The organism is Aminobacter sp. MSH1 (genome assembly GCF_003071665.1).
Taxonomy (GTDB): domain Bacteria; phylum Pseudomonadota; class Alphaproteobacteria; order Rhizobiales; family Rhizobiaceae; genus Aminobacter; species Aminobacter niigataensis.
This window is the reverse complement of record NZ_CP026266.1, coordinates 134,619-156,675: the sequence shown is the minus strand read 5'-3', so window position 1 is coordinate 156,675 and position 22,057 is coordinate 134,619. Positions and strand designations below refer to the sequence as shown.

Here is a 22,057-nt window from a genome sequence, read left to right as displayed (position 1 = left end):
CGGCCGAATGCACTCTTGAGAAATGCCAGGATCAGGCGGTGGCGCCGACCTGGTAGAGTTCGACCTTGGTGCCGTCGGGATCGGCGATATAGATCGTCAGCCCGTAGGGTCCGTCATGCAGCTCGTTGAAGTAGCGCACGCCGGCCTTCTTCAGCTTGGCGTCCAGAGCGCGGACGTCATTGACTTCGAAGGCAATGTGGTCGAGCTGGCGATGGTCGCTCGTCTTGCCGTGGATCAGGGCGATACCCTGATGGAAGGCGGTGAACGGACGGCCGTCGGCGAGCGGCTTGGCCTGCCGGATCGTGAAGCCCAGCTGGTTGGTGTAGAACGCCACCGACGTGTCGATGTCGTTGACCATGATCAGCTGGTGGCCGTAATTGGTGACGCGCGGCTTGACCTGTTCGCCAATCCAGTCGAGCACCTCCGAGGAGGGCGCGATCTCGCAGAAATACTGCTTCCAGATCTGCTTGGCGGTTGCTTCCCACTCGGCGTTGACGCCCGACACGCAGTCGTCGACGGCAATCACGTCGAGATCGCGCAGATAGGCTTCGCGGATCGAAGTCTCGACGCAGGCATTGGTGGTCGCGCCGGTGACGAACAGATGCTGGGTGCCCAGCATCTTCAGCATCATTTCGAGGCGGGTTTCATAGAATGCGCCGAAGCGATGCTTGCGGATGACGAAGGCCGGATCGAAATCGGCGAGTGGCTTCAGCTCGTCGATGATCTGCTCGTCCCAGCTGCCGGCCAGCGCCGATACCTGCTTGCGCCGGGCGGTATGGCCGAGCAGCTTCTTCTTGGCGCGGTTCTGGTCGACGGCGAAGTGTTCCTGCATCGTCCAGATGACCGGAATGCCGGTATCCTGGCAGCGCTTGATCAGCTTGGCCAGCGGCGGCACGATCGAGGACAGGCGCTTGGTGTCGACGCCCGAAATACCGAGCGTGCCCTTTTCGTGGATGAAGGCGTTCTGCAGGTCGATGACCAGCAGTGCCGACTTGCGGTAGTCGAGGGCTTCGAGGCTCATTTCTTGTGCTCCACCATGTCGATGCCGAGCACGCCACCGCGGCCCCAGCTGTCCTTGGGCGTCTCGTGAATCACGACGTGCAGGTGATCGGGCTTGCAGGCAGCCTCATCGACCATGGCCTTGGTGATGGCTTTGACGAGATTGCGCTTCTGCTCGACAGTGCGCCCTTCCCACATTTCTACGACGACGAACGGCATTCTATTTCTCCTCTCTTTCGGTGGGCAGCGCGCCGGAGGCCCAGACGGGCACGGCGGGCGCGAAGCCCGAAACCAGATCGTTGTCCGCCCGGTCGGTGCCGCAAAGCAGCCACAGCGGACGGTTGGAATAATTGACCAGTACCCGCTCTTCCATGCAGGCGAGATTGGCCGGGTGCCTGGGGTCACGATCGAAACGGCTCGTCGCCGGCATCAGCCGGATGACATAAAGCGGTTCCGAAGGATCATACCCTTCAAGCACCTGCGGCCCGATATCATTGAGGCTGACCGCCCTGGCCTCGGGCTTCTCCCGTCCCACAGGCAGCACGATTATGGCGCCGGCAAGCGGTGTCACCGGCCAGTAGCGGCCTTCCCTGCTTTCTCCGAGGAACTCGGCGTAACCGCTTACTTCGGCAAACAACTCGCTGTCCCACAGGATGACATCAGGCCCGACGACCTTTCGTGCGGCGTCGATCACGACATCGCTCTCGCACAGGTCGAGAAAGCTCCACGGATCGGTGAGGCCGATGACATGGCCCCACGGATTGTGGATCCCCGACAACCGCTCCTGGCGCACCGTTGCCTTGCGGGCAACGATGCCTGCCACCGCTTCGCGCACCGGCAGACGCGCCGGTATAAGCGAAACCCGGCCGGCCAGGTCCAGTTGATCGGGGGCCGAAGGTGTCATGCCGGCAGCGTCACGCAGCGGCCGCGGCCGTAGTTGGTTTCGGCGACCACGCCATTTTCATAGACGATGTCGCCGCGCGCCACCGTCATCACCGGCCAGCCCTTCAGCTTCCAGCCTTCATAGATGCAGGTGCCCTTGCCGGTGTGGGTGACGGTGCGCTCCTCGTCGAGGTCGACCAACACCAGGTCGGCATCGAAGCCGACATCGATGTGGCCCTTGCGCGGCCACAGGCCGAAGCGCCGCGCCGGATTGAACGAGTTGAGCTCGACCAGGCGGCTGAGCGGCATGCCGCGCTGATGGACGCCGAAATGCAGCATCAGCGACAGCTCCCACGGGAAGCTGACGACGCCGGGGAATTCAGTCCACAGGTCCTCGAGCTTCTTGGGCAGGAACGGCACGTGATCGGTGCCGAGGCTGTAGACCGAGCCGTTGAGCATGCCGGCCCAGAGGCCTTCGAGCTCGTTGCGGTCACGCAGCGGCGGCGAGATCTTGGCGCGCATGTCGAGATCTTCGTCGTAGCAGGTGCGCGTCAGATAATGCGGGCAGGTCTCGACGGTAACGTGCACGCCGCGCGCCTGCGCTTCGGCGGCCAGCACGGGGCCCATGCCGACCGAGGTATGGACCAGATGCAGCGAGCAGCCGGTCTTTTCGGCAAGGAAGATCATGCGGCGAATGGTTTCTACCTCGCAGAAGGCCGGACGCGATTCCGTATAGGCGCCGAGATCCTGGCGGCCGGTCGCGGCGATCTCCTTCTTGATCCACGAGGCGATCTGGGTGTTTTCGCAGTGGACGTTGATGACACCGCCGGGAACCTTGGCGAGGATGCGCATCGCCGCATAGACCCAGCCGTCGGTCGCCGGCACGATGCCGATCGGATTGTCGGGCTCGTAGCCGAAATAGCACTTGAACGACTTCACGCCGGTCTTGGCGACGATCTCGGGGATCTCGGCGATGTGCTCTTCGCGCTGGATGCCGAAGTGGAAGCCGAAGTCGATGACCGAGTTCTCCTCGCCCAGCGCCTTGCGCTCCTCGTAGAACGGCAAATAGGATTCCTTGAGGTTGCGGATGTAGAGCAGTGCGGTCGTCACGCCGCCGGAAGCCGCCGCCGCCGTCTCCGTGCGCATGTCCTCTGCGAAGGGGAACTTGACGCCGAGGTGGCAGTGCGGGTCGATCAGGCCCGGCATCAGCACGCGACCCTCGGCATCGATGGTGCGGGTTGCGTCGGGCAGCGACTCGTCCGATCCGGTCAGGACTATCTTGCCGTCCTTGACCGCCACGCCGCCGTGGAATTCGCCGTCGTGGCGAACCACCCGCGCATTCTTGATGACCAGATCCGCTTTCATGACTTCTGCTCCAAAATTCCTGCAATGCGCCTGACAATGCCGCTCCACTGGCTGCGGCCGACGGTGATCGGCGCGCGTGCGCCCATGCCGCGCGCCCAGACGGTCTTCAGTCCGAGTTCGCCAGCCGCATCCCTGTCGATCGTGCCGGGAGGGGCCGCGACATCGACCAGCAGCGCATGCTTGGGTAACAGCGCCAGCTGTTCACGCTCGAGCAGGCGCTTTGGCACGCTGCCGATGACGATGTCCATCTTTGGCAGGTATTCCGGCAATTGTTCGAGCGTCAGCGATTCCGCCCCCGCCGCGTAAGCCGCAGCGCGCTGGACCGGGTTGCGCGCAGCGACGTGGACATGGGCGCCAAGGGCCAGGAGTGTGTTGGTCAAAAGCGAGCCGATGGTGCCCTGCCCGATCAGGCAGATGTTGGACTTGTGGATGGTGATCTGGGTGTTTTCGATGATCACCTTGAGCACGCCTTCGACGATCGCCGGGCCGCGCAGCAGCATCAGGTCGACGTCCCACTCATATTCGTGCAGCGTGATGCCGAGGGCTTCGCAATGGCCCTTCAGATTGGCGTCGCCCCAGCCGAGGATGATATGGCCAGGCTTGTTCATGCCGTCCAGCATCTCGCGCGTCGGGATGATCTTTTCCGGGCACTTCGGCGCAAACAGCGCGCCTTCGGCGGTGATGCCGGGGATCGGGAACAGCGCGATGTCGGCGCCCTTCAACGCATCGGCAGCGTCCTTTGCATGGTAGACATCCTCGATACCCTCATCCGGCCAAGGGAAACCATAGGCGCGGACGGTCGCTCCGGCACGGACCGCGCAACGGGCGATCTCCTGTTCGCGGGCGTCGCCGGCGACGACGGCGATGACTGTGTTGTTCCAGCTCATTGCGCCCTGACCTTCTGAATGACCTGATCCCTGGACATGCCGGCGATGCCCATCGCCTCGGCGGTGCGGCCGCCCTTGCGATAGTCGGTGCCGACGGCAATCTGCGCCAGGCTGTAGAGCGAATGCGCAACCGGCGTCTCGACGCCTGCGATCTTCGCGAATTCAAGGAAAGGCAGCAGGCCGTGGCCGAAGTCTTCCTTGTAGTAGCGGTATTCGAGCGAGTCCGGGCCTTTGATGCGCTTGTTGGCCTCGCCGCCCGCAATCGCAGCTCGGAAATCGCTGGTATCGACCACATCGGCCTCGACCGTGCCGAGCAGCTTCATCTCTTCGACGAGGTTGGGCAGATCATGCCCGAAGGCCTTGGCGACCGCCAGCCGCTCGTCGTCGAGCTGCTTCATCACGCGGGCGACGCCCGGGGTCATGGCATCGACGTAGAAGGTGAAGTTGCCACCCGTCGCCTCGACCCAGGCCGCCGCCAAAACAGCCGCCGGCGGATGCAGGACCATGTTGACGTTGGAGAGATCGGAAGCGATCACGTCGGCAACCGGAGTGAGGCCCGGATAGAGCTTTCCTGCGATCTCCAGAACTTCCGAACCGCCCTTGAGCGCTGCCGCCTTGAGCTGCTTGGCACGGCCGGAGACGGTGACGCCGTCGGGGCGATACTTGCGCGCGACATAGGTCAGCGTCGAGAACTCGACCACCGGAGGTGCCGCACGGCCGGTGCGTGAAAACGTCTCGGCGAATTCGAGCGCGCCGCCAGTGTGGCCGGGGTTGAGCACGACAGGCTTGCTGGACGACCAGCCCGCCCCTGCCAGCGCCGAAGCGATGGCCGAGTGCGAGAAGGTCGGAAGGACGATGACTGCGACGTCGACACCGTCGATGGCCGCCTTGAGATCGGTGGTGATCAGCGCCGGCCTGGCGACGCCTTCGCCGAGCTTGCCCTCGTAAGCGACACCGCCGAGCTTGATATGCGGCTCGAGCGTTTCGGCCGAGCGCGCCCAGAAATGCACGTCATGACCGGCCTGGACCAATTCCGCGACCGATGCTGCACCGCCCGCGCCTGCGCCTAATACTGCAACCTTCATACTCTCCTCCGAGGATCGAAGCGCAGCGATTCTAGCCGCGCGCCCTCAAGCGCCATGGTGCTGCGGACTGGTTCCTCCCGAGCCCATGCGCTGAATTGATTTCGTCAATTAGTTTGATCACACTTTATGATCACAGATGGAATTGTCAAGCGGAAGAATGCCCTTCCGCCCGTCAGCCTGCGACTGCCGCGAAGCCTGCGGCTTCGATGCCCGATATGGCCGCCAGTTCGTCATTGTCGGAGGTGTCGCCGGTGATGCCTACAGCACCGAGCAAGGCGCCAGATGCGGTCCGGATCAGCACGCCGCCAGGCACGGGCACGATGCGGCCACCGGAGACAGCATTCAGGCCTTCCATGAAGTGCGGACGCTCTTTTGCGGTCGTGTCGAGCCAGCGCGAGCCCATGCCGACGGCGAGCGCGCCATAGGCCTTCCCGCTCGCGATTTCGAATCGCAGCATCGACGAGCCGTCCTGTTTCTGGAAGGCGATCAGATGGCCGCCGGCATCCAGCACCGCCACCGACAGCGGCTTCATCTTGGCGTCCTGGGCTTTGGCGAAGGCCGCCGCGATGATGGCATTGGCCTTGGCAAGGGTCAGTTCGGACATGTGGTGTTCCTATCGATTTCCAGAAAGGGCTTTTTTGGCCTTGAGCTCCAACCTGCGCTTGTGGAGGACCGGCTCGGTGTAGCCGTTGGGCTGGGCGCGGCCTTCGAAGACGAGGTCGCAGGCGGCGCGGAAGGCGGTCGACTGGTCGAACTCGGGCGCCATCGGCTTGTAGAGCGGGTCGCCGACATTCTGCCGGTCGACGATCGCGGCCATGCGCTGCAGCGAATCCATCACCTGGATGTGCGAGCAGACGTCGTGGCGCAGCCAGTTGGCGATGTGCTGGGACGAGATGCGCAAGGTGGCGCGGTCTTCCATCAGGCCGACGTCGTTGATGTCGGGCACCTTCGAGCAGCCGACGCCCTGGTCGATCCAGCGCACGACATAGCCCAAGATGCCCTGCGCGTTGTTGTCGAGCTCGCGCTGGATCTCGTCCGGCGTCCAGTTGGGACGGACCACCACCGGCACCGACAGGATGTCGTCGAGCCGCGCCTTGGGACGGCTCTTCAGCTGGTCCTGGACCTGGTGCACGTCGACCTTGTGGTAGTGGGTGGCATGCAGCGTGGCTGCCGTCGGCGACGGCACCCAGGCGGTGTTGGCGCCGGCTTTCGGATGCGCGATCTTCTGCTCCAGCATCGCCGCCATCAGGTCGGGCATCGCCCACATGCCCTTGCCGATCTGGGCATGGCCGGACAGGCCGCATTCCAGCCCGGTGTCGACGTTCCAGGCCTCGTAGGCATTGATCCACGGCGCCTGCTTCATGTCGCCCTTGCGCACCATGGGGCCGGCTTCCATCGACGAGTGGATCTCGTCGCCGGTGCGGTCGAGGAAGCCGGTGTTGATGAACACCACGCGTTCCTTGGCGGCGCGGATGCACTCCTTGAGGTTGATGGTGGTACGCCGCTCCTCGTCCATGATGCCCATCTTGATGGTTTTCCTGGGCATGCCGACGAGGCGCTCGACGCGGTCGAAGATCTCGACGGCAAAGGCGACTTCCTCGGGGCCGTGCATCTTCGGCTTGACGACATACATCGAACCGGCACGGCTGTTCATGCGCCGTCCGTTGGCGCCGACGTCGTGCAGGGCGATCAAGGCGGTGATCGCCGCATCCATGATGCCTTCCGGCACCTCGTGGCCGTCGCGGTCGCGGATCGCAGGGTTGGTCATCAGGTGGCCGACATTGCGCACCAACATCAACGAGCGGCCGGGCAGCGAGACCGCACCGCCATCGGGGCCGGTGTATTCACGGTCGCCATTCAGCTTGCGGGTGACAGGCTTGCCGCCCTTGTCGAAGGTCTCCGACAGGTCGCCCCGCATCAGGCCGAGCCAGTTGCGGTAGACGACGACCTTGTCTTCGGCGTCGACCGCTGCGACCGAATCCTCGCAGTCCTGGATGGTGGTCAGGGCCGATTCCAGCACCATGTCCGAAATACCGGCCGGATCGGTCTTGCCGATCGCACTCTCCCGATTGACCACGACCTCGACATGCAGGCCGTTCTTCACAAGAACCACCGCATCCGGGTTTTCCGCCGCACCGCGATAGCCGGCGAACTGCTTTGGCTCGCGAAGCGAAACCGAGCCATCAGCTGTCGCCAGCTTCAGCACCCCGCCCTCGACCGAGAGCCCGGTCACATCAGACCAGCTGCCAGACGCCAGCGGCGCCGACTGATCCAAAAACGCCTTGGCCCAGGCGATGACCTTTTGGCCGCGCTTCGGATTGTAGCCCTTGGTCTTCTCGGCGCCGTCGGCATCGGAAATCGCATCGGTGCCGTAGAGCGCATCGTAGAGCGAGCCCCAGCGCGCGTTCGCCGCGTTCAGCGCATAACGCGCATTCATCACCGGCACCACCAGCTGCGGGCCGGCGACGGTGGCGATCTCGGGGTCGACATTTTCCGTCGTCACCGCAAAAGCCGGGCCCTCCGGCACGAGATAGCCGATCTCGGACAAGAACGCCTTGTAGGCCGCCATGTCGTGCGGCGCGCCATGCTTGCGGTACCAGGCGTCCAACTTGAGCTGGAAGTCGTCGCGCTTTTCCAAAAGCGCCCGGTTCTTCGGCCCGAGATCGTGCACGATCGCGGCAAACCCCTCCCAGAACGCATCCGCCTCGACACTCGTCCCGACCATCGCTTCCGACACCACGAAGTCGTGCAGCTCACGCGATATCGAAAGGCCATGAAGGGAAACGGTATCTGTGACCCGGCTCATCATGTTCATTGTCTCAACTCCAAGGGTCAGGCCGCAATCGCGGCATCGGTGCAGAACTCGCCCGAAATGGTCTCGGCGACCATCTGGGCGGTCGCGGCGGACAGGGTCCAGCCAAGGTGGCCGTGGCCGGTGTTGTAGAAGACGCCCGGCTGCCGACCCTTGCCGACCCTCGGCATCATGTTGGGCATCATCGGCCTCAGGCCGGCCCAGGGCACGACGCGGTTGGTGTCGACATCGGGGAACAACATCCGCGTCCAGTCGACCAGCGGCCTGACGCGGTCGTCGCGGATGTCGCGGTTCATGCCGTTGAACTCGGCCGTGCCGGCGACCCGGAAGCGCCCGGCGCCCAGACGGCTGGTGACAATCTTGGCGCGGTCGTCGAGCAGGCTGACCCAGGGTGCCGCCTTCTGGCTGCGCTCGTCATCGAGATGCACGGTGATCGAATAACCCTTGACCGGATAGACGTTGACGCGGTCGCCCAGCATCGCCGCGAAGTGGCGACTGGCGGAACCGGCGCAGACGACGACGCCATCGGCCTCGACGATCTCTTGAGCTGCCTCCGCCACGGACCCGCCGTGGGAATACCCGATGCAGAACACGCCATCGCGGGCAATGCGGTTGACCGTGGCGTCGAAGACGAAACGCGCCCCGCGCCTTTCGCAGGCCTGGGCGAGGCCATAGGTGAATTTGTGGATGTCGCCGGTCGAATCCGATGGGGTGTAGAAACCGGCGTGGAAAGCGCCATGCAAGGCAGGTTCGATGGACTTCACTTCTGCAGCCGTCACCGGGCTGCGGTCGAGGCCGCCTTCGACCAGCATCGAATTGACCTTCAGCGCATGCTGGAAGCTCGGCTTGTCCCAATAGACATGCAAGATGCCGCGCTGGACATGGTCGAAATCGATGTTCTCGCGCTCGGCAATGGCAAACAGGTGCTTGCGCGCGGCAATCGCCAGCCGCGTTGTCTCCACCGTATTGTCGCGATAGTTCATGATGTTGGAGACGAACTCCGCCAGCCAGGCGTATTTGTGCCAGGTCGGCGCCGGGTTCATCAGCAGCGGCGCGTCGCGCCTGAGCATCCACTTCATGCCCTTGAGCACCGTCGACCAGTGGTTCCAGACCTCGGCATTGCTGGCCGAAAGCTGGCCGCCATTGGCAAACGACGTCTCCATGCCGGCATAGCGCTGGCGGTCGATGACGGTGACGGAATAGCCGCGCTCCAGAAGCGCATAGGCAGTGGTGACGCCGGTGATACCGGCGCCGATAACGGCAATATGGGGCATTTCACTCTCCGCGATCAAAGTTGGGGGCGGGCCGAAACCCGCTGTTTTTCCCCAATCTGTCGCTGTACCTGAGAGCTTAACCGCGGCGGCCTTGCCGGCGCGGCTTTCCCCTTCGGTGGGCACTCGAGGTGCCTCTCTCCAGATCGTTCAGCTGCATGGTCACTTTTGCCTGAGAGTTTCCTGGGGGGTTGCTCCGTCGGCGCCGGCCAGTAGGCCGATCTCTCCCATGCAGCCTCTGAACGCATTACTTCTACAGGCTGGCCAGTGCTTCCGCAACGTTAGATGCGGAAGCACTGCGCGTCAGTTTCCTTCGTCGTAGAGCGTAGTCGTCGTCTCGACGCCGTGTTCGTGCAGGCCGGCGCGCACGACCGCAGCTGCGGCCAGCTCGCGTGCCTTGCGGCGGATGCCCGGCTCGTCCACGCCCTGCACCTTGCCGTCGGCATAAAGCACCTTGCCGTCCACCCAGGTCTGGGTGATGGACGCGGTCGACGCCGAGAACACCAGCGCCTGCAGCGGATCGTAGAACGGCGTCCATTCGACATGGTCGAGGTCGAACAGGATGAAGTCGGCCTTCTTGCCGATTTCCAGCGAGCCGATCTCGTCGTCCCACATCAAGGCGCGCGCGCCTTCGATGGTGGCGGCGCGCAACGCCTGGCGCGCGGTGAAGATGTCGGGCTGCATGCGGGCGTCCTTGAACATGCCGGCAACGACCAGCATCTGGCGCATCAGGTTCATGTTGCCTGCAGCCGACACACCGTCGGTGCCGAGGCCGACCTTGACGCCTGCCTTGACCATCTCAGGATACTTGCCGATGGCCGTCGCACCCTTGCCGAGCTTGAACGACGAGCATGGGCAGAAGGCGACACTGGCGCCGCGCTCGGCCAAAAGCTTGACCTCCTCGTCCGACACCGCTGCACCATGAGCGATGACCAGGTTCTTGCCGATGCCGCCGGCGCGGTCGATCCGGGTGATTGGCCAGCAGCCATATTTGCTTTCGCAGACCTTGGCTTCCTCGATCGAGGTTGCAAGGTGGTAGGTGGTACCGACACCGAGCTTTTCGGCCAGCTTAACCGCACCGACATGCAGCTCGAGGCTGCACGGTTCCTTGCCCTCGATGTTGACCCAGCAGCGGGCGCGGCCGTCGAGCGTGTTGTTGTAGCGGAGGACGTTTTCCTCAAGCACCTTCAGCGCCGATTGCGCATCGGGGAAGAAGTGGTGATCGGCCATCTCCTCGGTCCAGCCGCGCGGCAGCTCCGCCGGCCGGTTGTCGGCGGCGTGACGGCCGGTGATGCCGCGGATGCCGGTCTTGTCCATCGCCCGGATTACGATGCCGGGATCGTATTGCGAGCCCATGTCGAGGAAGCAGGTGGTGCCGCAGCGCAGCATCTCGGTGATGCCGAGCAACGCGCCCCAATACTCGTCTTCCTCGGTGATGTGGGCATAGAAGGGCTTGGCCCAGTGGAACACCCAGGCGCGGGTGTTGAGGTTATCCGGGAAGACCGCACGCGACAGCGTCTCGGACAGATGCACGTGGCTGTCGACGAAACCAGGGCAGATGCCCAGCATCGTGCCATCGATCACCCTGTCGAAGCTCTTGCCATTGTGGCGCGCCGCCACCTCGCTCGCCGTGCCGATGTCGGCAATGCGGTCGTTTTCCACCACCATGCTGGCGTTGCGCAGCACCGTGTCGTTCTTGTCGACCGTAAAGGCGAAATTCAAATTCTCGATCAGCGTGCGCATGTGTCTCCACCCCATACTTCACTCACGGACCTTCAATCTCGTCCCGCCGGTCCGTGGCGGCGGGCGATATCTCGCTGTGCAGCCGGGCCACAAAGCACCCCGGCTGCCATTTCACAAGTCAAGTTCGCTCAGGCGACGGCCTTGACCTTGCCGCCCTGCTTTGCGGTACCGCAGAGGATCAGCTTGTCGGTGTCGGCATAGTCAGACAACAGTTCCGAGCCGTTCGACGTCACCAGCAGCATGTCCTTGTTCTGCATGCCGTAGCCGTAGCCGGTGTCATAGCAGAGCGGCTCGAAGCCGAGCACCATGTTCTCTTCCAGCGGCGCGTCGCTGCCCGGCTTTCCGAGCACCGGCGTCAGGCCGAGATACGGATCCTCGTGCAGGTGCAGGCCGATGCCGTGGCCAACGAACGAGATCGGCGGCAGGTTCAGCTTGGCGAGCTTGGCGATGAAGGCATCGTAGATTTCGCGGCAGCTGGCGCCCGGCTTCACCTTCTCCATGATCTCATACTTGCATTCGACCAGGTGCGCCCAGATCTTGTCGGCCATGGGCGGCGCCTCGCCGACGATGGCGGTGCGGCAAACACCGGCCTGGTAGCCATTGATGACCGAGAATATCTCGACACGGCAGACGTCGCCGCGCTTCAGAACGCGTTCGGACGGGCCGACATTTGGCAGCACCGAACGCTCGCCGGTGGCGACGATCAGAAGCTTGAAGTGCTCGGCGCCGAGCGAATAGACGTTGCGGGTCAGGTGGCCCGCAATGTCCATCTCCGAATCGCCGGCATCGACAATGGCCAGCGTGTCGGTGATCGCCTGGTCAGCGATGCGCGACAGCTTGCGCAGCAGGGCCACTTCTTCGGCCGTCTTGATCTGGCGCAGCCGCGCCAGGATCGGCTCGGCATGCTCGAAGCGCGCACCAGGCATCGCCGCGATTAGGCGGGCAAGATCGCCAGCCGGCAAATAGTCCATTTCGAGGCCGATGCGAGCTCCGGCAAGGCCGAGTTCGGAAAGCTGGTCGGCAAGCACCAGCATCGGATCGTCGGAGAATTCGGCCCAGATGCGCGTCGCCACGTTTGGCTGCTTCCGCTTGATGGTCGACGCCTCCATGTCGACGCCGAAGATCGCGGTGCGACCGTCAGCGGTGACGATGGTCATCGCATGGCGATGACGGATCAGCGGCTGCGACGGCACCACGAAGCCGGTGGTGTAGGCGAAGTTTTCTGGCGACGAGCAGATGATGGCATCGAGCCCGTGCTGGGCCATTGCCTTGACCTGCTTTGCGACGATTTCAGTCCGCATTCTTGTAGTTCTCCCCTAGATGGCCCGCGTCAGGCTCAATCGCGGACGCGGTATTTTTCGATCTTTGCGAGGTCGACATCAATGCCCATGCCGGGCCCGGTCGGAACGGCGATGGCGCCTTCGGAGAAGCGCATCGGCTCGACCAAAAGGTCGTCCTTGTAGTAGATGCCGCCGACCTGGCCGTGCTGCGCTTCGGCCGGCGTCGAGATCGGAATGACGCAGGACAGCGTCACCGCCGGTGAAGCCGCCGCTACCTGGACGTTGGCGAGGTTGCCGATGCCGGTCTCGATCGAACCGTTGACGTTGCAGATGATGCCGGCCGCGCGGCAGACCGCGCCGACCTCCATCGCCTTGTAGAGGCCGCCTGCCTTGGTGGTGTAGATCGACACGATCTGCACCTGGCCGGCAGCAATGATCTGGATCGCATCATGGGCGTTCCAGGCCGACTCGTCGGCCATGACAGGCGCATCGATACGGCGCGCCACCTCGGATATGCGCTCGATGCCCATCACCGGCTGCTCAACATACTTGAGCCGGTACTTTTCCATCTGGCGAACCGTCTGCACAGCCTCGCCTGGCGTCTTGTAGCCTTCGTTGGCGTCGACGCAGATTTCCATCGATTCGCCAGCGGCCTCGCGGACGGCAGCGACCATCTTGATGTCGCGTGCGGGATCGACACCGATCTTGACCTTGATCGTCTTGATGCCTTCTGCGGCGAGCTTGGCCGCCTCGACCTTGGCTTCGTCGATCGAAATCAGGCCGATCGAATGCGTGATGCCGACCTTGTCGCGCGCCTTGCCGCCCAGCAGGGTGTGAACCGGAACGTTCAGCCAGCGGCCCGTGAGATCGTAGGCTGCGAATTCGACGGCGGCCTTGGAATAGGGATAGCCCCGGATGATGGCATCCATGCGGGCATGTAGCTCGGCGAAATTGCCGAGTTCGAGGCCTATGACTGCGGGCGCCAGATAAGTTTCGATGACGCTGCGGGTGATCATGGCGGACTCGCCAAAGTAGCGGCCGAACTCGCCGCCCCAGTCCTTGAGTGCCGGCGCCTCGCCCCAGCCGACCCGGCCGTCGCTGTCGGTCATCTTGACCATGACATAGCGGCCGATGACCTCAGTGAGGCCGGCCCACTTGTGCTCGCGCCGCGTCGGCAGTTGGACAATCAGCGTTTCAATGGACTTGATCGTAGGCAACGTTTTTCACCTTCTTCATTGTCACCGGCGATGCGTCGCGCTACATTTGCGATCATCTAGTGTGATCACACTTTATGATCATATTTTTGGAGCGTCAAGCACCCTGCCACATCGAATTTTCCGGACACGTCGGCTGCATCGGAAATCATCGCAGGAGAGGAGAAAAAATGATCGTCGAAGCGACCAACTACTTCGCCAAGGACGGGCACGCTGGCGCCGTTCTCGAACAGCGCCGCAAGGCGACCGAGATCAGGAAGCATCTGGGGCTCGATCCCGGGCGCATCCTCGTCAGGATCGAGGGAGACGGGCCTGATGTACGCTGGGAATGCAGCTTCGCCTCGCGTGAGGCATATGATGCCGACATGAAGGCCAGGGGTGGCTCGCAGGCCTTCGCCGACGCCCGCAAGGCCATGCACACGCTGCTCGAACGCTTCGAGCGCCATATCTACCAGACAGGAGACTGACGCCCGTCAGTTGCCTCTCGTCCAGAAGCGCGGCAGGGAGGTCCTCGATCTTGCCATGCCGCACCTACACCCCGTGCCGGGAGTGGCTTGCCATGGAAGCCTCGCAGTCAAGCGCCTGGGCGTCGCGGCCGATGGCAGCAACGGCGACGATATTGCCGTCCTTCCTGTAACCGACCAGACAATCGCGGTCGGCAATGCTCCCGTCGATTTCGATGGCATCCCACGTCCTGGCATAGCCGACATAGCGGATCGACACGTCATAGTGCTCGCTCCAGAAGAACGGAACGCTCAGGAATGGCTGTCGCCGGCCGAGCATGTTTTCCGCCGCGATCTGACCCTGCCGTTGCGCCACGACCCAGTGCTCGACGCGCCGTGCTTCGGCTGTGTCGAGGTCATGCCATTGCGCGATATCGCCGGCCGCAAAGATGCCGGCCACGCTGCTTTCCAGGAATTCGTTCACCAATACGCCGCGATCAACGGCAATTCCGGCGTCCGCTGCCAGCGAGATGCGCGGCTTCACTCCAACCCCGACGACGACAAGATCGGCATCAAGCACCTGGCCATCGTTCAGCGTAACCGTCTGCGCGGCAATGCCTAAAACCGTCGCGCCCATGTGAAAGACAACACCGTGTTGTTCATGCAGCGAGCGGATGAACGCGCCGAGTTCGGACCCGAGAACCGCGCCGAGCGGATAGGCCTCGGGCGCCACGACATGAACCGCGAGGCCACGGCTGCGAAGGGCAGCAGCAACTTCCAATCCGATGAAACCTGCTCCCAGCACGACGGCGGTCTGGGAGTTCCGGGCACGCTCGATGATGGCGCGGCTGTCGGCCAGCGATCTCAATGTGAACACATGCTCGCCATCGGCACCGGCGATCGGCAGGCGGACCGGTTCTGCTCCCGTCGCCACAAGAAGCCGGTCGAATGGGAATACCCTTCCGTCGGCTGCTATCACTGCGCGACCATCGACGTCGATACGTTCGACTGTCGTCCGCAGTTGGAGATCGATCTTGTTTCTGGCATAGAATTTAGGGCCGCGTAGCGGAATCCACGCCTCCGGAGCGTTTCCGGTGAGATAGTCCTTGGACAAGTTGGGGCGGTCGCAGGGCCCATCCTGGTCCGCGCTCAGCATGGTGATTTCACCGGCAAACTGGCGGCGGCGGAGCATTTCAGCCGCAGCAAAGCCAGCGGCACCGCCACCAACAATGACAATGCGGCCTTGCTGGCCGGACGCGTCGTGTTGCGGGGCGGTTGCAGGCTGTTCGTCGGCGGCCATCTTGCCGGTCACGAACATCCGGTCCCCTCGGCGCTCCACTCTCCACCTCTGCAGCGAGTCGAAGGCGGGCGCGCCGAGCGCCTCGCCGGTGCGGAGACTGAAGCAGGCATGGTGCCAAGGGCATCGAACAGTATCGCCGACGACGATCCCGTGAGCCAGCTCTGCGCCATAGTGCGTGCACAACCCGCCGACGGCCAGCACCTCGTCGCCGACACGCGCCAGGAGCACCGCCTCGTCGCCGACATGCCCCTGAAGCAGGCCTTTGCCGTCAAACGTGGCCATCGGCACGCCAACTTCGAAATCGGGGCCTGTAACAGGATTTTTCTGCGCAGCCATCTTGGCTCTCCTTCACGACCTTGCCCGATCAGGCGTCGGATGCAGAATAGATGCGTCACCCCTCCAAAGGTTCCCAGGGTCGTGCGCTGTAGACGGCCGGAACCATTTCATTCCTGCCGCATCCAATGGATCTCATACGAACGCCAGGAGAGACCCATGGACACGCGTGCGGAATTGCCGACCAGAGAATACACCCCCACCGACGCAACGCATACGGCATCTGGGCAATGCCTGTCCGGGTTGCTGCTTGCCGGCCGCCCCACCCGGCTGGAAGCCGAGGCCGCGGTTCGAACGCTGATCCGCTGGGCCGGCGACAATCCCGCCCGGCCCGGCCTCTTGGATACACCCGCACGCGTCGCACGCGCCTACGAGGAATGGTTCGGCGGTTACGATCAGGATCCCGTCGCCCTGCTTGAACGAACATTCGATGAAATCGGCGGATACAATCACGCAGTCGAACTTCGCGATATCCCGTTCAATTCGTTCTGCGAACACCACATGGCGGCCATTCGCGGCAAGGCGCATATCGCCTACATGCCCGTCAACCGGGTGATCGGCATCTCCAAGCTGGCAAGGGTGGTCGACGCCTGCGCGCGTCGCCTGCAGATCCAGGAACGCCTGACCGACGACATCGCCATCGCGATCGAGGACGCCTTGCAGCCGGCTGGTGTCGCCGTGATCATCGAGGCGGAACACGGCTGCATGACCTCACGCGGTGTCCATGCCCACGGTACGCGCATGGTCACCAAACGCATGCTGGGTGTTTTCGAGACGGACGCAGACCTCAGGCGCGAATTCCTCACATCGATCAGCATGTGACGATTGTCGGCGCGTAACCGCGGCGAAAGCCATCGAGCACAGCTGAACACCGTTCAATTTCTCGGGAACGTTTTCCCCTGCGCCGCATCCAATGACTGTCAACTCAAATCAAGTCCCGGCACCATTGGTTTCCCGGGCAGGAGGTTTCCGATGCGTATTCGCTCAACTGCCGCTCTGGCCGCGCTTTCCCTGATGCTTGCCGCCCCCCTGGCCAGCGCCGCCGACAAGCCTACGGACCCTCAGATCGCTCACATCGCCTACACGGCCGGCGTGATCGACGTCGAAGCCGCCAAGCTAGCCATCGCGAAATCCAAATCCAAGGATGTCGTGGCCTTCGCCGAGGACATGGTGCGCGACCACGAGGCCGTGAACACCCAGGCGCTCGACCTGGTCAAGAAGCTCAATGTGACGCCCGAAGACAACGACACCAGCCGCGCCTTGACCAAGGCAGCGGCCGACGAACGCGCCAAGCTCGAGAAACTGGACGGCGCGGCCTTCGACAAGGCTTATGTCGACAACGAAGTGGCCTACCACAAGCAGGTCAACGGCGCGCTTGAGAGCCTGCTGATCCCGTCTGCGAGCAACGCCGACCTCAAGGCCTTGCTCGAAACCGGCCTGAAGATCTTCCAGGGCCACCAGCAGCATGCCGAACACGTCGCGGCCACCGTCAAGTAAGGGTCAACAGATGTTGTCGAAAAGGCGTTTGTGGATCGCTGCAGCACTTGTTGTGGCGGCGTTTCCCGCACAAGCGGAAACCATCCAGGTCACGATCGAGAAGCTGGTATTCTCACCAGTCGAGGTCAATGCAAAGGTCGGCGACACGATCGAATGGATCAACAAGGACGTCTTCGTTCACACCGCGACCGTGAAGGGCGGCTGGGAGGTGATGATCCCGGCGAAGAAGTCAGCAAGCATGGTCGTGGAGAAGGCGGGGCCTGTTGAATATTACTGCCGCTTTCACCCCAACATGAAAGGCAGCCTGACGGTCTCGCCGTGACAGCCCTCAGAACTCGGGGCCGCGGAACACCAATTCCGCGGCCTCGGACTTTTCAGTCGGCAGTCCAGCCGCCGTCAACCAACAGCGACGAGCCAGTCACCAGCGACGACGCGTCCGATGCCAGGAACAGTATTGCGCCCATGAGGTCTTCCACCTGACCGATCCTGCCCAGCTTGATCTTTGCCGTGACTGTAGCCAGCGCGTCAGAATCGAGACCATAGGAGCGCGTCATCGGCGTGTCGGTGAAAGTAGGCGCAATTGTATTGAAGCGAATACCCTTCGGGCCGAGTTCGGTGGCAAGCGCCTTGGTCAACCCTTCGATCGCGAATTTCGATGCGACATAGATCGACCGATTTGGCGCACCGACGTGCCCCAGCTGCGAAGAAATATGGATGATGGAACCCTTGCGACCTGCAGAGACGAGTGCATTCGTGACCGTCTGCGCCAGGAAGAAGGCAGCCCTGACATTGACGCCGAAAACGGCATCGAAATCGTCGGCACTGACATCGGCGAACGCAGCAGGACGATTGGCCCCGGCATTGCTGACGAGGAGTTCGTATGGCTCCCTGCCGTCCAAAGCCCGACGGACAGCGTCAAGATCGGCGACATCCAACACCAAGGCTTCGGCTTTCCCTCCCGCCGTTCGGATGGCTTCTGCCGCTGCCTCGACCTCCGATGCCGTTCGTGCACACAAGGTGACACTGGCGCCGGCTTCCGCCAGGCAAGCCGCGGCAGCAAGACCGATGCCGCGTCCGGCACCGGTGACCAGGGCGCGGCGTCCGTCGAGACGAAATGACGGCGTCGAAGGAAGCGCGAACGCACTCATCGTGAGCTTCAGCCCCCGAGCTGGTCGCGAAGCAGGCCAAGGGCCGTTGCGGCATCCTCGACCTCGGCGACATCAAAACCTTCCGCGAGAGTACGGCTGTAGATGGCGAGTGCCTTGCGAGCAGATTCGGAATAGATCACGCGCCCCGTTTCGGAAATGCTGACGCCGTCGGCGTTTTCGAACCCTCGGTTCCAAAGAATTGCTTCGTCACGAGACACGCTCTTGGGAAGGTCAAGGGATACCTGGCCTTCCACCACCCGCACGGGGTATCCGCCCGGCAATCCGCCCGGACCCGGCACATGCGCCCGGATATCTCCAAGTCCGGCCAGGGCGAGAAGCACCGGCACGGCGGATGCGCCGGAGATGACGTTAAGGTCCCTGTAGGGAAGCACGATATGACGTGTCCGCTCGTCGACATCCGCCATTTCGTCATCCCCGATCCAGGCACGGACCGGAGCGCCTGAGCGCTCGTTGCCGATTTTTCGCCACTGCACGAGATGCTGATGATGCGCCAGAACGCGCACCGACGCGCGGTGTTCAGGCTCCAGCATGCCGGCAATCACGGCAGAGAAGATGCCGACGTTACCCACGCCCGTCGTGATCGGCAAGCCGGCCGCCTGCAGGACCTGGTTCACACCGTCGGGGTAGCACGTGTTGACGAAGGAAATACCGCTGTCCACCTGCCGGATTGCAGCGGCTGTTCGCCTCGGAAGGACGGAATGGAGGGCGAGTGTCAGGCCGAATCCACCCTCCGCGACGAGACGCGACCATTGCGAGTCCGCGCGGTCGACTTTCCAAGGCGACTGCAATGACGCGGAATGGACAACGACCCGTGGACGTATCGCATCGAGGCTTTCGGCGATTCCCGAAGACGAAGTGAAATCGACCTTCACGATCTCGAACGTCACAGGTCTCCCGAAGATGGCTGCCCGGGCACGGCCAGCCTCGGCCAGCCACTGAAGCCGCTCTTCATTGCGACCCCCGATCGCGACACGAAGCCGTCCTGTTGCGGTGGAAGCCAGGTCACCGATCATGACCTCGGCGTAGTAGCCGGTGCCAATGATGAAAATGTCGGCTGTAGTCATGTCTGACCCCACATCAACGGCCCGGGAGGCCACTATTTCAGGAACTGATTTGTGAACGCCTTGGACACGTCGATGCTGGTCTTGAGAAGCCCCATCTCGACGAGCTGCTTCTGGAGTTCGTCCCAACCTGCGAGCGTAGACGAGCCCAATCCGTTGGCACTGACGTCCGGCGACTGGGTGAGCTTCAGCACTTCCGGCAGCTTCAGCTTGGCATAGACCTTGTCCGTGCTGGGATTGGCCTTCACGAAGGCTTCGTAGGCCTCGTCGGGGTTCGCAACGGAGTATTCCCAGCCGCGCACAAATGCCTTGGTAAAGCGCGCCACCAGATCGGGATTCTCCGCGATCAGCTCGGCATTGGTCAGCAGCGTCGTGGAGTACATTTTCATGCCGAGTTCTTCGAGGAGAATCCAGCTGACATCCTCGCCGGTGGCCTTCAGCTTCAGCGCGTCGTTGAAATAGAAGCCGACGCCGACATCGATGCGATCGGCAGCGATAAGTGACACCAACGCGCCATCCGCCGGCACCTCGGTCAGCTTGGCTGGATCGAGATTAAGCGTCTTCTTGATCGCGTCCCACTGGCGGCCGGTGCTGCTCTTGAGCTGGATGCCGAGCGTCTTGCCGTAGAGATCCGTCTCCACGTTCTTGATGTTCTGCGACGTCTTGAAAATGAACGCCGTCGGGTTCTGCTGGAGCAGGACCGCCGTCGCAACGACGGGCAGGTCGCGCGAGGCGCCGAGCAGCACCTGATCGGCCGACGCGTAGCCGAAGTCGGCATCCCGGTTGCCGACCAGTTTCGTGGTGACCGACGAACCCTCGCCCGGGAGGAGTTCGACCTCGATGCCCTCTTCCTTGAAGAACCCCTTCTCAAGCGCCAGGAAAATAGGCGCATGTTCCGATCCGAACACCCAGTCGAGGCGCAGCTTGACCGAATCCGCCGCATCGGCCGAGGTGCCGATAGCCACGAAGCCCAACGCCGCGATCGCAGTACGACAAATCCACGACCCAAAACTGTTTGACATCTTCATCTCCCTTTTTGCGTAACCCATTCCAAAAGCAGTCATCGCTCACCCGTCTCCTCACATGGTCGCTGATGCCCCTGAAGCGTCGTCCTGGGCGTTGACCACTACCATCCGCTCGGCGGCAACAATGACGAGAAAGAGCAGGATACCGAGCACGCTCATGCAGACGATGGCCGCAAACATGAGTTCGGTATCGAGCGAGATGTTCGAGGCATTGATGATGTAGCCGAGGCCTTCGCCTGCAGCGACGAACTCGCCGACCACGGCCCCGACAATGGCCAAGGTGATGGAAATCTTGAGCGCTGCGAAGAAGTAGGGCATGGCCCATGGCAGGCTGATCTTGGTGAATTTCTCCCAGCCACTGGCGCCGAGCGAATCCATGTACTGCAGCAGTTCCTTGTCGACCGAAGTCAGGCCCTTGGCCGTGTTGATCACGACCGGGAAGAAGGCGATCAGCGCGGCAATGACGATCTTCGGCGTCAAACCGAAGCCGAACCAGATGAGGAACAGCGGCGCAAACGCGATCTTCGGCAGAATCTGCGCGGCGACGAGGAACGGATAGGTCAGTTCACGGATGATCCTCGAATAGGCGATGCCAATCGCAATGATGAAGCCCGTTGCGACCGCGTAGAGGAAGCCAAGCGTGATGGCGACGAAGGTCGGCCATGTATTGACCAGCAGCAACTCGCGGTTTTCCCATGCCGATACAGCGATGCGGCTTGGGGGCGGCAAGATCACCGGCTTGATCTGGAGGAGGTGAACGAGCACCTCCCAAGCGGCGAAAAACACGATGAAGACCATAGCTTGGCCTGCGGCGACACTGAGGCGGTACATGTGTGGTCCCCTATCAAGCGGTTACTGGATCGCGGTGACGCAGGAGACCGCGGATATGGCTGGCGAGCGCCAGGAACTCGGGTCGCTCGCGGGTCTCTTCGGTACGCGGCCGCTCGAACGGCACCGGGATACGTTCAAGAACCCGGCCGGGACGGGCCGACATGACCACGATCTGTTCCGACAACAGCACGGCTTCGGGAATCGAATGCGTGATGAAAACCACAGTGGTTTCAGTCTGCGCCCACAGCAGCAGCAACTCTTCCTGCAACGTCTCCCGCGTGATCTCATCGAGAGCGGCGAAAGGTTCATCCATCAGGAGGATTCGCGGCTGGAACGCCAGGGCGCGGCAGATCGAGACACGCTGCTGCATGCCACCCGACAATTCGTGCGGAAAACGATCCTCGAAGCCTTGAAGGCCGGCGATCTTGAGCCAGCGCCGTGCCTCGGCCTCGCGCTCGGCGCGGCTCATGCCGCGGCGGGCCACTTCCATCGTCAGCATGACGTTGTCGAGAGTGGTTCGCCATGGAAGCAACAGCGGTCGCTGAAAGACGTAGCCGACCTGGCCCTGGGTCTTGAGCCGGCTGAGCGGCTCGCCATCAAACAGCACCGTGCCACTCGTGGGCTGGAGGACACCTGAGAGAATCTTGAGCAGCGTGGTCTTGCCGCAGCCCGAAGGCCCGACGATGCTCAGGAACGATCCCGGGGCAATGTCGAATGAAACATCATCGAGAGCCGTGACTGTGCTGGTCTTTGTCCTGAATGAAACCGAGAGATTCTTGATCGAAATACCGGGCGCCTTGCTCATGACTGGTCGAACCGACCTGCCTGGCTGCGATCCGAACGTTCCGACAAAAGCTCCG

General features: G+C 62.8%; 22 protein-coding genes and 1 riboswitch. Of the genes, 4 read left to right on the top strand and 18 right to left on the bottom strand.

Features of this window, described 5'->3' with window-relative positions; all coding sequences use genetic code 11:
- Positions 1-31 precede the first annotated feature (31 nt).
- The 12 genes from CO731_RS27045 to CO731_RS26990 form a co-directional block, all read right to left on the bottom strand.
- Positions 32-1,021 carry an isochorismatase family protein gene (locus CO731_RS27045; RefSeq protein ID WP_108610197.1) on the bottom strand — a complete coding sequence of 330 codons (990 nt, stop codon included), beginning with the start codon at positions 1,019-1,021 and terminating at the stop codon, positions 32-34.
- Complete coding sequence (locus CO731_RS27040) at positions 1,018-1,218, bottom strand: 2-hydroxymuconate tautomerase (protein ID WP_108610196.1); 201 nt, start codon at positions 1,216-1,218, stop codon at positions 1,018-1,020. The genes CO731_RS27045 and CO731_RS27040 overlap by 4 nt, the downstream gene beginning before the upstream one ends.
- Position 1,219: 1 nt before the next feature.
- Complete coding sequence (locus CO731_RS27035) at positions 1,220-1,903, bottom strand: resolvase (protein WP_108610195.1); 684 nt, start codon at positions 1,901-1,903, stop codon at positions 1,220-1,222.
- Positions 1,900-3,246: an amidohydrolase family protein gene (locus CO731_RS27030; protein ID WP_108610194.1), complete on the bottom strand. Its 1,347-nt coding sequence runs from the start codon at positions 3,244-3,246 to the stop codon at positions 1,900-1,902. The genes CO731_RS27035 and CO731_RS27030 overlap by 4 nt, the downstream gene beginning before the upstream one ends.
- Positions 3,243-4,133 (bottom strand): dipicolinate synthase subunit DpsA, encoded by an 891-nt coding sequence (locus CO731_RS27025; RefSeq protein WP_108610193.1) that lies wholly within the window; start codon positions 4,131-4,133, stop codon positions 3,243-3,245. Before CO731_RS27025 ends, CO731_RS27030 begins: the two co-directional genes overlap by 4 nt.
- Positions 4,130-5,218: an NAD/NADP octopine/nopaline dehydrogenase family protein gene (locus tag CO731_RS27020; RefSeq protein WP_108610192.1), complete on the bottom strand. Its 1,089-nt coding sequence runs from the start codon at positions 5,216-5,218 to the stop codon at positions 4,130-4,132. Before CO731_RS27020 ends, CO731_RS27025 begins: the two co-directional genes overlap by 4 nt.
- Positions 5,219-5,390: 172 nt before the next feature.
- Positions 5,391-5,822: a heme-binding protein gene (locus CO731_RS27015; protein WP_108610191.1), complete on the bottom strand. Its 432-nt coding sequence runs from the start codon at positions 5,820-5,822 to the stop codon at positions 5,391-5,393.
- A gap of 9 nt (positions 5,823-5,831) precedes the next feature.
- Positions 5,832-8,033: a malate synthase G gene (locus tag CO731_RS27010; protein ID WP_199914665.1), complete on the bottom strand. Its 2,202-nt coding sequence runs from the start codon at positions 8,031-8,033 to the stop codon at positions 5,832-5,834.
- A gap of 17 nt (positions 8,034-8,050) precedes the next feature.
- Complete coding sequence (locus CO731_RS27005) at positions 8,051-9,304, bottom strand: D-amino acid dehydrogenase (protein WP_108610190.1); 1,254 nt, start codon at positions 9,302-9,304, stop codon at positions 8,051-8,053.
- Between the two features lie 146 nt (positions 9,305-9,450).
- Positions 9,451-9,541, bottom strand: a riboswitch (glycine riboswitch).
- Between the two features lie 63 nt (positions 9,542-9,604).
- Entirely contained in the window at positions 9,605-11,044 is a 1,440-nt protein-coding gene (locus CO731_RS27000; protein WP_108610189.1) for an amidohydrolase family protein, read from the bottom strand.
- A 128-nt stretch (positions 11,045-11,172) separates the two neighbouring features.
- On the bottom strand, positions 11,173-12,345 hold the full coding sequence (locus CO731_RS26995) for a Xaa-Pro peptidase family protein (RefSeq protein WP_108610188.1): 1,173 nt from the start codon (positions 12,343-12,345) through the stop codon (positions 11,173-11,175).
- A gap of 35 nt (positions 12,346-12,380) precedes the next feature.
- Entirely contained in the window at positions 12,381-13,541 is a 1,161-nt protein-coding gene (locus CO731_RS26990) for an enolase C-terminal domain-like protein (protein ID WP_108610187.1), read from the bottom strand.
- A 167-nt stretch (positions 13,542-13,708) separates the two neighbouring features.
- Here CO731_RS26990 and CO731_RS26985 point away from each other — a divergent pair, with 167 nt between their 5' ends.
- A complete protein-coding gene (locus tag CO731_RS26985; protein ID WP_108610186.1) occupies positions 13,709-14,005 on the top strand; it encodes a hypothetical protein in 297 nt (98 codons plus the stop codon).
- A gap of 64 nt (positions 14,006-14,069) precedes the next feature.
- Here CO731_RS26985 and CO731_RS26980 read toward each other — a convergent pair whose 3' ends face one another.
- Positions 14,070-15,617: an FAD-dependent oxidoreductase gene (locus CO731_RS26980; protein ID WP_108610185.1), complete on the bottom strand. Its 1,548-nt coding sequence runs from the start codon at positions 15,615-15,617 to the stop codon at positions 14,070-14,072.
- Positions 15,618-15,773: 156 nt separating this feature from the next.
- Here CO731_RS26980 and folE point away from each other — a divergent pair, with 156 nt between their 5' ends.
- The 3 genes from folE to CO731_RS26965 all read left to right on the top strand — a co-directional run bounded on the left by folE (position 15,774) and on the right by CO731_RS26965 (position 17,433).
- Positions 15,774-16,436: a GTP cyclohydrolase I FolE gene (gene folE, locus CO731_RS26975; protein WP_108610184.1), complete on the top strand. Its 663-nt coding sequence runs from the start codon at positions 15,774-15,776 to the stop codon at positions 16,434-16,436.
- Positions 16,437-16,586: 150 nt separating this feature from the next.
- A complete protein-coding gene (locus CO731_RS26970) occupies positions 16,587-17,111 on the top strand; it encodes a DUF4142 domain-containing protein (protein WP_108610183.1) in 525 nt (174 codons plus the stop codon).
- Between the two features lie 10 nt (positions 17,112-17,121).
- Positions 17,122-17,433: a cupredoxin family copper-binding protein gene (locus tag CO731_RS26965; RefSeq protein WP_108610182.1), complete on the top strand. Its 312-nt coding sequence runs from the start codon at positions 17,122-17,124 to the stop codon at positions 17,431-17,433.
- A gap of 52 nt (positions 17,434-17,485) precedes the next feature.
- Here CO731_RS26965 and CO731_RS26960 read toward each other — a convergent pair whose 3' ends face one another.
- The 5 genes from CO731_RS26960 to CO731_RS26940 are packed head-to-tail and all read right to left on the bottom strand — an operon-like array spanning position 17,486 to position 22,002.
- Positions 17,486-18,259 carry an SDR family NAD(P)-dependent oxidoreductase gene (locus tag CO731_RS26960; protein ID WP_108610181.1) on the bottom strand — a complete coding sequence of 258 codons (774 nt, stop codon included), beginning with the start codon at positions 18,257-18,259 and terminating at the stop codon, positions 17,486-17,488.
- Positions 18,260-18,267: 8 nt separating this feature from the next.
- On the bottom strand, positions 18,268-19,344 hold the full coding sequence (locus tag CO731_RS26955) for a hypothetical protein (RefSeq protein WP_108610180.1): 1,077 nt from the start codon (positions 19,342-19,344) through the stop codon (positions 18,268-18,270).
- Between the two features lie 32 nt (positions 19,345-19,376).
- Positions 19,377-20,363, bottom strand: a complete 987-nt coding sequence (locus tag CO731_RS26950; protein ID WP_159091746.1) for an ABC transporter substrate-binding protein — start codon at positions 20,361-20,363, stop codon at positions 19,377-19,379.
- Between the two features lie 57 nt (positions 20,364-20,420).
- Positions 20,421-21,197, bottom strand: a complete 777-nt coding sequence (locus CO731_RS26945; RefSeq protein ID WP_108610178.1) for an ABC transporter permease — start codon at positions 21,195-21,197, stop codon at positions 20,421-20,423.
- A 13-nt stretch (positions 21,198-21,210) separates the two neighbouring features.
- A complete protein-coding gene (locus CO731_RS26940; protein WP_108610177.1) occupies positions 21,211-22,002 on the bottom strand; it encodes an ABC transporter ATP-binding protein in 792 nt (263 codons plus the stop codon).
- Between the last annotated feature and the right edge of the window lie 55 nt (positions 22,003-22,057).